At 69.7% G+C, this 12,835-nt stretch carries 8 protein-coding genes; 3 read left to right on the top strand and 5 right to left on the bottom strand.

Going from position 1 to position 12,835, the window contains the following annotated elements; genetic code table 11:
• The first annotated feature begins 109 nt into the window (after positions 1–109).
• On the top strand, positions 110–610 hold the full coding sequence (locus tag ACFC79_RS17465; RefSeq protein WP_376240965.1) for a hypothetical protein: 501 nt from the start codon (positions 110–112) through the stop codon (positions 608–610).
• Between the two features lie 498 nt (positions 611–1,108).
• Here the strand turns inward: ACFC79_RS17465 and ACFC79_RS17460 are convergent, their stop codons facing one another.
• The 3 genes from ACFC79_RS17460 to ACFC79_RS17450 form a co-directional block, all read right to left on the bottom strand.
• Positions 1,109–1,498, bottom strand: coding sequence for a hypothetical protein (locus tag ACFC79_RS17460; protein ID WP_376240964.1), 390 nt, complete (start codon positions 1,496–1,498; stop codon positions 1,109–1,111).
• Between the two features lie 139 nt (positions 1,499–1,637).
• On the bottom strand, positions 1,638–3,131 hold the full coding sequence (locus tag ACFC79_RS17455; RefSeq protein WP_376240962.1) for a helix-turn-helix domain-containing protein: 1,494 nt from the start codon (positions 3,129–3,131) through the stop codon (positions 1,638–1,640).
• Between the two features lie 749 nt (positions 3,132–3,880).
• Complete coding sequence (locus ACFC79_RS17450) at positions 3,881–6,094, bottom strand: germacradienol/geosmin synthase (protein ID WP_376240960.1); 2,214 nt, start codon at positions 6,092–6,094, stop codon at positions 3,881–3,883.
• A gap of 397 nt (positions 6,095–6,491) precedes the next feature.
• On the opposite strand from ACFC79_RS17450, the gene ACFC79_RS17445 reads away from it, so the two are divergent.
• Positions 6,492–7,823: an N-acetylmuramoyl-L-alanine amidase gene (locus ACFC79_RS17445; RefSeq protein WP_376240958.1), complete on the top strand. Its 1,332-nt coding sequence runs from the start codon at positions 6,492–6,494 to the stop codon at positions 7,821–7,823.
• An 88-nt stretch (positions 7,824–7,911) separates the two neighbouring features.
• Here ACFC79_RS17445 and ACFC79_RS17440 read toward each other — a convergent pair whose 3' ends face one another.
• Positions 7,912–9,048 (bottom strand): aminoglycoside phosphotransferase family protein, encoded by a 1,137-nt coding sequence (locus tag ACFC79_RS17440; RefSeq protein WP_376240956.1) that lies wholly within the window; start codon positions 9,046–9,048, stop codon positions 7,912–7,914.
• A gap of 230 nt (positions 9,049–9,278) precedes the next feature.
• On the opposite strand from ACFC79_RS17440, the gene ACFC79_RS17435 reads away from it, so the two are divergent.
• The gene (locus tag ACFC79_RS17435) at positions 9,279–10,778 is read left to right on the top strand and encodes a hypothetical protein (RefSeq protein ID WP_376240954.1); all 1,500 of its coding nucleotides are present in this window, start codon (positions 9,279–9,281) and stop codon (positions 10,776–10,778) included.
• A 174-nt stretch (positions 10,779–10,952) separates the two neighbouring features.
• On the opposite strand, the gene ACFC79_RS17430 is transcribed toward ACFC79_RS17435, so the two are convergent.
• Complete coding sequence (locus tag ACFC79_RS17430) at positions 10,953–12,410, bottom strand: PP2C family protein-serine/threonine phosphatase (protein WP_376240952.1); 1,458 nt, start codon at positions 12,408–12,410, stop codon at positions 10,953–10,955.
• Positions 12,411–12,835: the final 425 nt, after the last annotated feature.

The following is a 12,835-nucleotide window of genomic DNA, read 5'->3' as shown; positions in this document are numbered from 1 at the left end:
GGCGGCACCGGTTCGGCACGACGTCCGACCGGCCCGGCGGGCCGTGCCGCGGAACGGGTGCGCCCGGACCCGGCTCCGCGACGTGAGCCGGGCCACGTACCATGTCCGCATGTCCTTCCTCCGCCGCCGTAGCGCCGCCACACCCGCGGGCCCCGACTTCGACGTCCTGGCCATGGACCCGGGGGACTGGCCCGGAAACCTCGGTGCGGGTCTGCTGCCCGCGCCGGACGGGAGCTGCCAGGGCGTCTTCCTGCGCTACGACCTGTTCGGCGGCCGGGGCCCCGCGATGATCATCGGCAACCTCCCGGAGGGCTCGCCCGCCCGCGAGACCGAGGAGGGCCAGGTCCCGTTCGAGGTCGCCCAGCTGCTGCTCGCGCTGGAGAACGACGAACCGGTCGAGGTCACCGGCACCGAGGACATGCCGGTCATGCAGGGTGACAACCTGCTGATCGTGCGCCGGGTGAAGCTCTCGGAGAGCCGGATCTCCTGCGTCCAGTTCGACCGGAGCGACGGTGTGCTCGTCACCATCGCGAGCTGGGACCGGCCGATCACCGACGACCTGTACGTCCTGCTCAAGCCCCTGCCCGCGGAATTGTTCCAGCAGGGCTGAAACGTCCCTCCACCGACGCACCCGCCCCCTGCCCCGTACGGCCGAGAGGCGCTCGGCGCGCAGCTGCCCGCGCACGCGCGGCCGCCTTGCCCCGGCCCGGTGCTGTCGGCCGTGATGGACTGCGAGTTCCGTGCCACGGAGCGCGGGCGGGCCGTGCCGTCCCCCGCAGCCCGGCCCCGTACACGCTCGCTCCGTCGGCAGCCGTCTCCCGACAAGCCCAGTCCCGGGAACCAGCACGTGTCCCGGCGCAGGCGGTCGACTGTGGGCACGGAGCCACGATCGACACGGACAGCCTGATCCTCGCCCGTGCGGTCCGCAGCTGCGGCCCCCTGCGCAAGGACTGCCCGACGCACGTTCCCCCCGGACCGTTTGAGCCGGGGAGAACACGAAAGTGCGCGGCGGAGTTCTGGATTACCACCCGCACCTGAGCAAGCGCTGTCCCGTAATCCGAGGTGGTCGGCGCGCGGCGTCAGGGATTACGGGACAGCCCTTGGGCCGTCAGTCGGCGATCAGGCCCGACGACTTATTGGTCGCCTTGAAGTTCAGCAAGTACTTCGTACCGGCTTTGACGTCGGTGGCCAGGGTGGTCCACTGTCCCTTCTTCGCATACGTGTATTTGTTGACGCACTGAGTTCCGCCGCTGCTGGGCTTGAAGCACACCTTCACGTTTCGGGTGGTACCGGGCTTGATCCTGATCAAACCGCAGCTGCCGGTGACGATCACTCGGGTGGAGTGCGTATTCGCCGGCTTCGCGTACTTGCTCGCTCCACAAGCCGCCTGGCTCCCGTGGGAGTCGGTGGTGTGAGTGGATGCGGAAGCCGTGGTGGCGAGACCGCTGGTAGCCAGTGCGATTCCGACTACGAGCGCGGCGAGGCGATTCCTGTTCATGTTTCCCCGTTTCCTTGTGATGGGCCTCGGACTGCCCTGTAGGTGGTGGCTCGATCGCTCTGCCAAAACACTAGAAGGCGCGGTTTTCCCGGACCAGCGTGCACAATGCCCAACGTCGGGTGCGGATTGTGCACGGTGCTCAGACGGCCCGGATCCTGGCGATGTGGAGTGCGTGGACCACGTCGTGGATGCCGGTGCCGGCGGTGAGGAGATCGAGGCCCAGGACGGACTCGGCCGTGCGCAGGTGTGTACGGACCGTGTTGCGGCTGATGCCCAGGCTGCAAGCAGCCTGTTGGGCGTCGGTGTTGGCGTCGATCCATGCCTGGAGAGTGCGTCGGTGCCGGGCCTGAAGGGGACGGAGAAGCGCTGCGGCCCAGGCAGCGGCGCGTTCGGTGAGCAGCAGGTCGTCCAGGGTGGAGAATGGTTGGTCGTGGCCGGGTTCGGGGGCGGAGCAGGAACTGCTGAGGACGAGGGCCAGGTTGACGGCGGCGCGGCAGCGGACGTCCGTGAGGTCCAGGCCGAGGGATACTTCGGTGCGTTTGAGGTGCGCGGAAACCGTGTTGCGGCTGAGGCCGAGGAGTTGGGCCACGGCGGACCGGGGCATGCTCATGGCCAGGCGGGTGATGTCGGTGCTGGTCTTCATGGTGGTGTCCAGCGGCCGCAGAAGTGTGCGGGCCCATTCCTGGGCGGCCTGGTGGGGAAGCACGCCCGCCAGCGCGGTCCGGCCGTGATAGAAGGCCACGCGGCCGGGTGCGGTGCGGGCGCCGGCCAGGGCATGGGCCGCCTGGCTGTATGCCTCGGCCGCGGCGTGAAGAGGATGGCCGCCGCTGATACCCAGCGCATAGCGCGGGTTGTCGTGCACCAGGCGGTGCAGGGTCTGGGCGTGACCAAGCAACTGCATGCCGGAACCGTCCGGTTCCTCGTCGTCCGCGAGGAGGCAGATGACGTGATCCTTGAAGACCGGGCATCGCACCATCAGGCCCGAGCCGTGGTAGCCGGAAGGATCCTGGTACGCCCGGACGATCTTGTCGCGGTCTTCCGGCGAGCACTGCAACAGGTAGAGCCGTAGCCGGTCGGCGTCCAACAGCGGCGGAATGGCACCGGTGGTCATCCGCCGGGCCAGTAACGGCTCTCCCGACAGGAGTGCCGACAGCACCGCGAACCTCAACTGGTGTGTCCTGTGCTGGTAATCGTGCCAGATGCGATCACTGCGCGCTGCGCGGCGCAGCAGTGCGAGGACGCTGCCGGTGTGCGAGATCAGTGCGATCGCATCCGGGGTCGGCTTCGAGGGGCCGGCCACCACCAGAACCGGACGGGGCTCGTGTGGCCCGAGAGCCTCGCATCGCACGTGCAGCGCACCGGATCGGGTCACGGCTGCGGCCAACTGCCCGCCGGACATGCGTGCCAGCAGTGGAGCGAGCGGCGCCAGCACCTCGTGGGGAAAGCCCGCGGTGGACGACTCGACCGTGCCCGTGTCGTCGGTGACCAGCGCGACGTGGACACCGGCCTGCCGGTGCAGCCAGTCGAGAACCTTCCGTATGCCGGGCCCGCCCCCGCGTGACTCCTGAAGCCTCACCTCCCGCAACAGCCCTTCCAGAGCTCCGGCCTGCCACTGCACTCCGGTATCCCTCACGGTCCCACCCCTCTGCCCGTCAGCCCGTGCTCTCCGGTTCTCCGTGTACGGGGCACAGCCCGGACACCGGTCGTCCCTGCCATCCTGTGCTCACCGGCACAGGATTTCGCGCGGCCGTCCATGGACGACCCGGGGCCCGTCGCACCTCCGCGCGGTCCGACAGCGTCCGCGCAACGGCGTCCTGTCCGGGCTGGTCGCGCCGGATGCGCCGAGCGTCCACCGTCTGCGGCGGGGTGGACCCGCCGCGCGTCGTCCCCGATTCGCCATGGTCCGCACCGTACTGAGCGCCGCTCGGTCCAGCCGGGACTTCACGAGAACCGGCCAGGCGGGTGTCTCCGTTCGGCCACCACCTTCCGGGACGGGGCCCGGCCCGGGGGTGTTGTGTTTTCGTCGAGCTCGTCGTCCATGGCCCGGCCTCGAACGCGGCCTCCGTCCGATCCCGTGCTCCGTCACGGAGCGGGCCGGCGCGAAGGCCGTGGGAGTGAGTCCGGTGCATCAATGCATCAGTGCGTCAGCGTGTGCTGCGGGATGCGTTCGCGGAAGTGTCACACGTCCGGTCGGAGCCGTACATGTGTCCGCCCGCCCGGGGCGACGCATTGTCCGAGTTGTGCGATGCGCTGCTGTGCACGGCCGACACCGGCTCGGCCGTGGGCCGGGCCCGCCGTGTGGTGATCACGGCGGGCCGCAGCCACGAACCGGCCGTCCGCAGCCTGCTGTTCGGGAGTGATGAGAAGGCGTGCGGGAGGGCGCTACACGCCGCTGCGCGAGAGCGGGGCGAACAGTGCCGTGACCCGGGCCGCCGACACACCGAGCCCTGTCGGCCCGCTCAGATGCGATGCGGTGGCGGTGCCCCGCCGTAGATCCTGCTCGCGGTAGCGGCGGCAGTCGCGATGCCAGATCAGGATGCCCGCGAGCCAGTGCTCAAGTTCGAGCACGTACCCGGCCAGCGTCTCCCGGGCTTCCGCGTCCAGCTCGAAATCGTCGTACAGCACCGGCAGTTCGTGCTCGGCGACATGCCGGAACTGCCGCAGTCGCGACTTCATCAGGTCATGCACGATCTCGACCCCGGTGGGATAGTCCACGCCGAAGAAGTTCTGCACCACCAGGACGCCGTTGTGCACCTCGCCCTCGTACTCGATCTCCTTCTGGTACGAGAACAGGTCGTTCATCAGGCAGGCGTAGTCCGCCGCCGCGTTCTCCAGCGAGCGCATCGGACCACTGCGGTAGATCGCCTCCGGCACCTTCCTGCCGTGACCCAGCCGGCACAGACTCATCGTGAGATCGGATCCGAAGGTCCTGCGCCGCATCTCGATGTAGTCCACCGGGTCCGGGATGCGGTTCTGGACCTGGTTGGCGAGCTCCCACACCCAGCTCGCGGTCATGTCCTCGACCGCCTTGCGGAACGCGCGCCGCGCGGCCGCGTCCATCGGGGCGGAGGTCCTCGCCCACAGATCGCCGAGCCCGCGCTCCAGCGCGTTGACCGGTTCGGGCGTCCCGCCCCCGTCCAGCGGCATGAACTGCGAGAGCCGCTCATTGGCGAGCTTGGCCCCAGCCAGGTCGCGCGGCCGCCCGTGCACCACCGGGAACCAGTCGTCGCCGTACGTTCCCCAGGTCAGCCACTGCGAGGAGAGATCCAGCTCCTCCGGGGTCGCGTCCGGGTGCAGCCCCGCCGCGCACAACGGCAGATCGAACGCGATGAGCCGGTCCTCGTCCCAGATGTGCGATCCCGGCACGCCCGGCTGGGCCTCCAGGATCCCCATCCGCCGCGACCAGTCGACGATCCGGACCCGTGCCCCGTCGAGATGCGGACTGAGCGTCGTACCGAACGGCAGATCGAAGTCGGGCAGCCGGGAAGGACCGACATACTGGTACGGCACATGGGTGTGACTGCGCAGCCGGGCCGACTCCGAGCGGAGGGTCGGCCTGATCGACGCCGCGGCCATGCCGAAGGCGGGCACGCTCCCGGCCGCGCCGCCGTCGTTCATGTAACGACTGGACCGCATGTGCCACTCGTGCCCGCCCGACTGCCAGTCCTGCAATCCCTTGGTGTAGGCCAGAACCGCCGCGGTCCGTACCGGGTCGAGTCCCTTCTCCGCACACAGCGGCGGGAGCTCGGTGAGCGCGGTGTTCTCGAACTGCTGGAGCCGTGAGGTCAGCAGGTCGTTCACCGCCTCGGCGGCCTCCTGCGTGGAGCACCCGAGGAAGCGTTCGAGCACCAGCACGCCATTGCTGTTCTCGCCCTCGTCCTCGACCTCCCGCTGGTACGAGAACAGGTCGTTGCACAGGTGCACGGCGTCGGAGAAGGTGTCCCGCAGCACGTGCAGCGCGCGCTCGTCGGCCACCGCCGCGGGGACCTCCGCGCCCGCCGCGTACTCCACGAGACCCGCCGACCACGGGGCACCACCCACCTTGCGCCGCATCTCGATGTACTCGACGGGATTCGCGATGCGTCCCTCGTCGATGTTGGCGAGCTCCCACAACGACTCGTCGAGAAGGTTCTTCGTGGCCTCGGCGAACCGGGCCCGCCAGGCGTCGGACATGCTCGGTACCGTCCGCGTCCACAGATCGGCGAGGCCCGCCTCGACCGGATTCGTCGGCTCCGGCATCGGCGCCCCGCGGTCCATCGGCATGAAGGCCGGCAGCCGGTCCAGGTACCGCTTGCCGCCCGCACGGTCGGGGGTGCGCTTGAACAGCTCCAGGAAGTGGTCGTCGAAGAAGAAGACCCACACATACCAGTCGGTCACCAGCGACAGCGCCTCGGACGAGCAGTCGGGATGGGTGTACGCGCACAGCAGCGCGTAGTCGTGGGAGTCGAGGTCCTTCTCCTCCCAGATGCCCGACCCCTCCAGCATCCCCATACCGCGCGCCCACTCCTTGGTGTGCCGCCGCGCCTCCTCGACATGGAGGTTGAGCCGCGCCGGATACGGGACGTAGAAGTCCGGCAGGGTGAAGGGCTGAGCCATGTGTGTCGGGCCTTTCGAGATGTCGCCGTGCGCAGACCGCACGAACCGGTTGTCCGCGCGAGCCCTACCCTGCGGCCGATCCGGGTACGCACAGTGAGGATTAGTCACATGAATGGTCGCTTCGGTCGCGGTGCACGCGTATGCGGCGGCCACCGGTCCGATCCGTTCGGGACCGTCGGAACCACGCATCGCCGAATCCGCCCCGATGTCTTCCCCTCGCAGGTCGGAGGGGGTGCCAGTGGTCTGGTCCACTGGCTCGATCCGCCGTGCCCGCCGAACCCTTGACGTGCTGTCATCTCAGGTCGGAGAGTGTGCGCGCACAACGGAACACGTGAGAACGGAACACGCACGGCTTCAGGCACACCCAGCTCCACGCACGTCTCCAGGAAAGGTTGTCATGACGTCCAAGCAGAGGACCGGACTCGCAGTCGCGCTGACGACGGTCGGTGCACTGAGCGTGGCACTGCTCAGCCCCACCGCGCAGGCCGGCGCGGAAGAAGTACGGCCCGAGTGCCCGCGCTCCCTCGCCTGCGACTGGGTGCCGGCGGCCTATCGGCAGACGGGCGATCCGGCCGACAAGGAGACGTACGGGAACTACGACACCTCCGACCGCCCCCACACCAACAAGATCAAGTTCATCGTTCTGCACGACACCGAGGAGGACTTCGACACCACCCTGAAGATCTTCCAGAACCCGTTGAAACAGACGTCCGCCCACTACGTGGTGCGCTCCGCCGACGGCCACGTCACCCAGATGGTGAAGAACAAGGACGTCGCCTGGCAGGCGGGCAACTGGTACATCAACAGCCACTCCATAGGCATCGAGCAGGAAGGCGTCGCCGTCGAGGGCGCCACCTGGTACACCCCCGAGATGTACCGCTCGACCGCCCGGCTGGTGCGCCACCTCGCCGCCAAGTACGACATACCGCTCGACCGCCAGCACATCATCGGCCACGACGGTGTACCGCCCACCAGTGCGGCCGGAACCAAGAACATGCACTGGGACCCGGGCCCGTACTGGGACTGGAACCGCTTCATGGCGCTGCTCGGCGGGCCCACCGTGCCGACCGCCGGCAAGAACAGCGAACTCGTCACCGTCAGCCCGGACTTCAAGCGGAACAAGCAGGCGTTCCGGGACTGCGAGAAGGGCGTCGACCTGCCGGTGCAGGGCTCCGGCGCCGTTCCGCTCCACACCGCGCCGTCCGCCGACGCCCCACTGTTCTCCGACCCCGGCCTGCACACGGACGGTTCACCCGGCACGAACTGCGCCGCCGACTGGGGCAGCAAGATCAGCTCCACCCAGCAGGCCGTCGTCGCGGACCGCGTCCCGGGCTGGACGGCGATCTGGTGGTACGGCCAGAAGGCGTGGTTCCGGACCCCGGCACACACCCGGACCACCACGCCCACCGCCGGGTACCTGGTCAGGCCCAGGGCGGGACGCGGCGAGGTGCCGGTCTACGGTGTGGCGTACCCGGAGAAGTCCGAGTACCCGGCGGGCTTCGCGGGCGGGCCGGTGGGCTCGCCGCTCCCGTACACGATCAAGGCCGGCCAGTCCTACCCCGGCGGCGGCGAGGCACCCACGGGCTACTTCTACGCCCCGACGATCGACTCCTCCTACCCGTTCGACCACGCGTACTTCCGGGGCGCGGAGAAGTACGTGACGGTGCAGATCGGTCACCGCATCGCCTTCGTCAAGGCGTCCGACGTGGACATCGTGCGCGCGCACTGAGCGCACCGGAGGCCACGGGCGGCCCCACGACAACGCTGCGGGCCCGGTGTGTCGGCACCGGACCCGCAGCGTTTCCCCCCTGGAATGGTCAGCGAGTGCCGACCGCGGCACGAACGGCCCGACGGGCCATCGCACAGTCGTCGTGCAGCCGACGGAGCAACAACCGCTGCTCCTCGCTCGACGAGAGCGCACCCGGCCGGTCCTGACCGGCGCCCGGTGGCACCGGATCGCGCAGGGCCCGCTGGACCGCCGTCTCGTAGGTACGGATCTCCCGCGTCAGCACCAGCATCAGGTTCACCAGAAACGCGTCGCGCGACGCGGGGCCCGCCGCCTGTGCCAACTGGCTGATCTGACGCCGTGCCGCCGGGGCGTCGCCCAGCACGGTCCAGAGCGTCGCCAGGTCGTACCCCGGCAGGTACCAGCCCGCGTGCTCCCAGTCCACCAGCACCGGGCCGGTGGGCGACAGCAGGATGTTGGAGAGCAGCGCGTCACCGTGGCAGAACTGCCACGGAGTCTGCCGGCCGCCCGTGTGCGCCAGGCCGTGCAACAGCTTCTGCAGGTCCCCGAGATCACGATCGGTGAACAGCCCGAGCTCGTGGTAGCGGGCGATCCGCGAGGCGTAGTCCAGCGGGGCCTCGAACAGACCGGGGGCCGGACGCCACGAGTTGACGCGGGCGACCGCTCCCAGCACGGTCCGCACGTCGGCCCGGGGCGGCGCCTCCGAGGGGTGGCGGGTCAGCGCCGCCACCCGGCCGGGCATCCGCTCGATCACCAGGACGCAGTTCTCCGGGTCGGCAGCGATGAGCCGGGGCGCCCGCACCGGCGGACGGTGCCGGACGAACGCGCGATATGCAGCTATTTCGTGACGGAACCGCTCGGACCAGGCGGGTGAGTGATCGAGTAAACACTTGGCGACCGCGGTCGTGCGTCCGGTGGAGCCGACCAGCAGCACCGAACGGCCGCTGCGACGCAGCACCTGCACCGGGTTGAACTCCGGGCAGATGCGTTGCACCGAGGCGATCACCATCCTCAGTTGGGCGCCCTGCGGACCGGACAGGTCCAGCCGCCCGCTGAGCGGCGCGCCGCCCACCCCCGCCGCTCGCCTCGGCCGGACCCCTCCGGACGCCGACGCCGCGGCATGCGGAGCGAGGTACGGTCCACCGCCCGCCCCCAGGGGACGAAGCGGCCGGGGCGGGGCGGTCACGGAGGACGATGCTGTGTACATGGGCGAGACAGATCCCTTCGTGCGCCGACAAGTTGCGTGCACCGCCCCGCCGACGGCCGTTCGGCACCCTGGGGAGTACCGAGGGCTGCCGGGCGGGGAGGCGCTTTCCTACCTGACACCGGCGCGCGGGTGGCAGACCATCTGGCGCACCCTGGCGAACCCTGGCGAATAGTCGCGACGCATCTGACAGGGGGTTACTGTCGATACAGCCGAGAACCTGGGGGCTTGACGTGACCGGAGAACCCAACACCCGCCTGTCCGACCTGTTCGGCCTCGCCGGCTGGTCCAAGGGCGAACTCGCGAGGCTGGTGAACCGGCAGGCGGCGGCCATGGGCCATCCGCAACTGGCCACCGACACCTCGCGGGTGCGGCGTTGGATCGAGACGGGGGAGTCCCCGCGTGATCCCGTGCCCAAGGTGCTGGCAGCCCTGTTCACCGAGCGGCTCGGCCGTGTCGTGACCATCGAGGACCTCGGGTTCGGCCGACGCGGGCGTGTGGGGAAACGGCGGGAGGTCGGGGCGGAGAACAATCCCGACGGACTGCCGTGGGCGCCCGAGCGGACGGCAGCGGTCCTCACCGAATTCACGGGAATGGACCTCATGCTCAACCGACGCGGCTTGGTGAGCGCGGGCGCCGCGCTCGCCGCAGGATCGACCATCACCGGACCCATGCACGGCTGGTTGCACAGCGACCCCGTGCTCGCGGCCGACATCCCACGAACCGAAACCCCGACGCACGCCGACCCCGCAGGATTCGACAGGTATGAGGCGGCGCCCATCGGGTCGGAGGAGATCGAGGCGCTCGAACGCTCCGTCGAGGTGTTCCGCGCCTGGGACGCGTCCCGGGGCGGCGGCCTCCAGCGCAAGGCCGTGGTGGGCCAGCTGAACGAGGTGGGCGGCATGCTCGCCTACCGCCATCCCGAACACCTGCAACGCCGCCTGTGGGGCGTCGCGGCCAACCTTTCGGTGCTCGCGGGATGGATGTCCCACGACATCGGTCTCGAACCCACCGCGCAGAAGTACTTCGTCATCGCCGCCCATGCCGCACGTGAGGGCGGCGATCGCCCGCGTGCGGGCGAGGCACTGTCCCGGGCGGCCCGCCAGATGATCCACCTCGGCCGTCCGGACGAGGCACTGGACCTGATGAAGCTCGCCAAGTCCGGTTCCGGCGACATGGTCCTGCCGCGCACCCGGGCGATGCTGTACACCATCGAGGCGTGGGCACAGGCGTCGATGGGACGGGGCCAGACGATGCGGCGCACGCTGGGCAAGGCCGAGGAGCTCTTCGTCTCGGACCGGACCGATGTGCCACCGCCGAGTTGGATGCAGATGTTCGACGAGGCGGACCTGCACGGCATGCAGGCCCTGGCGTTCCGTACGCTCGCCGAGCACGACCCGTCGGTGGCGGTGGTGGCCCAGCGCCATGCCAAGCGGGCGCTGGAACTGCGGGTCAACGGCCGCCAGCGGTCCAAGATCTTCGACTACATCTCGCTCGCCTCGGCGTGCTTCATCGCCGACGATCCCGAACAGGCCGACCGCTATGCCCGACTGGCGCTGGTGACGATGGGGGAGACCTCCTCGCACCGCACCTGGGACAGGCTGCGCGAGATGTACCGGCTGACGGGCCAGTTCGCGGGCTACGCGAAGATCGAGGACCTGCGCGAGGAGATCAAGGTCTCCATGCCGCAGAACTCCGTCATCAAGCAGCCCAGGCGTTCGTCCGAGATCTGATACGCGGGCACCGCGTGAGCGGGCCGGTCATGGAGCAGGGTCGACCGCCGCCCGAACGGATCATTGTTCGGCCACCGGCTGCCCGGGCAGCGTGCCCGCGGGCGGTCCCGTCCTCCCGTGCCGTGCGTCGTTCCGCGGCGTTCGTCGGTGTCCGCGTACGTGTGCCGTCGTGCCCTATGCGTCGATGCGGGCGACCAGCACACACGCGTCGTCCAGGCGTTGGGCGCCACCGAACTCCGCGACGATCGTACGCACGCACTCCTGTGCCGTGCGGGCGTGTGCGAAGCGCGGTGCGAGGGCGAGCAGGGGGTCCGGTCCCTCGTCCCGGTCGCCGTGACGGTTCAGTCCGTCGGTGTGCAGGACCAGCACGTCGCCCGACAGCAGGTTCACTTCGTCCTGCTCGTAGGCGACCTCGGACGTCGCGCCGAGCAGGACGCCGTCGGGAGACGGCAGCGGGCGCCCCTCTCCGTTGCGGAACAGCAGCGGTGCGGGGTGCCCCGCCTGCGCCCAGGCGAGAGTGCCGTTGGCCGGATCGAAGCGGCAGCACATTGCGCTGCCGAGGGCCGGCTGGGCGGAGGATTCGAGCAACTGGTTGAGATGGCCCATCAGGGCCCCGGGCTCGATTCCGGCCACGGCCATCCCGCGCAGGGCACCCAGCAGCATCGCCATGGACGACGTCGCCCGGATGCCGTGGCCCGTCAGGTCGCCGACGGTGAGCACCGTCCTGCCGTCCGGCAGTTCCAGCGCGTCGTACCAGTCGCCCCCGATCAGGGAGCCGGACGCCGACGGAAGGTAGTGGGCCGCGATGTCCAGAGCGCCCGCGCCATGTGAGGGCAGGAGCAGCGACCCCCGCCACGGAGGCAGCACGGCTTCCTGGAGCTCGACGGCCATCCTGCGCTCGGTCCGTGCCATGTGCTGCCGACGGTGCAGCGAGTCCCGGGTCCGTCGTACGGTCCGCTGGCTGCGGCGCAGCTCGCTGACATCGCGCAGGACCGCCCACATGGAGGCGGTGCAGCCGTCCGTGTCGAGAACGGGTTCGCCCATCATGTGGAGCGTGCGCGTGTCTCCGTCGGCCCGCAGAATGCGGAATTCGCCGTCTATCGGCTTTCCGTCCACCAGGCAGTCCGTGACCAGCGCGGTGAGCAGGGGCTGGTCCTCGGGAAGAAGCACGGACGGGAGCTCGTCCAGGGAGAGCGGGCCTGCGGCGGGTGACCTGCCGAAAATCTGGAACAGCTCTTCGGACCAGGCCACTTCGTCGGTCAGCAGATTCCACTCGGCGCTGCCCACCCTGCCGATGGGCGAACGGGGATCCGAGGGGGAGGGCGCGTCGTCGGCGGGGCCGTTCCCGACGGGAGCCGGCCCGGCCCGCTCCGCCGTCCGGGCCGGCTCCCGCGCGCATCCTTCCCTGAGCTGCCCCAGCTGTGCGCCGAGATCGTCGAGGTGGTGGACCGCCAGTTCGCACAGTGCCCGCTGCCAACGTGCCTGCGGATCCTCGTCGTCGATCAGCACCGCATCCCGCCGCACGGCGTCCACCGCGCCGCGCAACTGACGGGTCCGATCGATCAGCACATCGACGGCGTCATATTCGGGTGGCCCGGGGGAGGGGCGGTCCGCGGACAGAGGGGGCGGCATCTCGTACTCCGATACAGGCGCGGCGCGACCAGGTCCGAAGGGTGGACCGGAACCGACTCTGGCACAGGCCGCGGGGGTGCGTAAGGGATTTGGCGACACTCGATATGTTGTTGCTTCTGGCATATGCCACAGGCGCCACGGAGTGAGTCTCTGTCGAACGGTCTTTCTGTGGAGGGACGTTGACTCATGGGGATGAGTGGCGGGTGTGTGCCCGTGCGTCCGTCGGGTGCCGTCGGCGGACGGTGCGCGGCCGGAGTGGAGGCGGGTGCGCGAGTGATTCCGGCGGCGGTCGTCAGGGGTCCGTTCGTCGCCCGGAGGTCCGTGCGGGGGTGTCGCGCGGATCGGTGGTCGCGTGTCGTGGATCACGGACCGGGGGCGGTCCCGCGGGGCGAGAGGATGGTTTATCGTTCATCTATGTAGGGGCT

It is taken from the genome of Streptomyces sp. NPDC056061, from assembly GCF_042266885.1.
Classification (GTDB): domain Bacteria; phylum Actinomycetota; class Actinomycetes; order Streptomycetales; family Streptomycetaceae; genus Streptomyces.
Note: the sequence above shows the minus strand (reverse complement) of the source record. Positions and strands in the feature narration are given on the sequence as shown.

Coding starts and splice junctions, on each gene's coding strand:
- ACFC79_RS17445 (WP_376240958.1), top strand. CDS start 6,492: ATGACGTCCAAGCAGAGGACCGGACTCGCAGTCGCGCTGACGACGGTC.
- ACFC79_RS17450 (WP_376240960.1), bottom strand. CDS start 6,094: ATGGCTCAGCCCTTCACCCTGCCGGACTTCTACGTCCCGTATCCGGCG.
- ACFC79_RS17440 (WP_376240956.1), bottom strand. CDS start 9,048: ATGTACACAGCATCGTCCTCCGTGACCGCCCCGCCCCGGCCGCTTCGT.
- ACFC79_RS17460 (WP_376240964.1), bottom strand. CDS start 1,498: ATGAACAGGAATCGCCTCGCCGCGCTCGTAGTCGGAATCGCACTGGCT.
- ACFC79_RS17465 (WP_376240965.1), top strand. CDS start 110: ATGTCCTTCCTCCGCCGCCGTAGCGCCGCCACACCCGCGGGCCCCGAC.
- ACFC79_RS17430 (WP_376240952.1), bottom strand. CDS start 12,410: ATGCCGCCCCCTCTGTCCGCGGACCGCCCCTCCCCCGGGCCACCCGAA.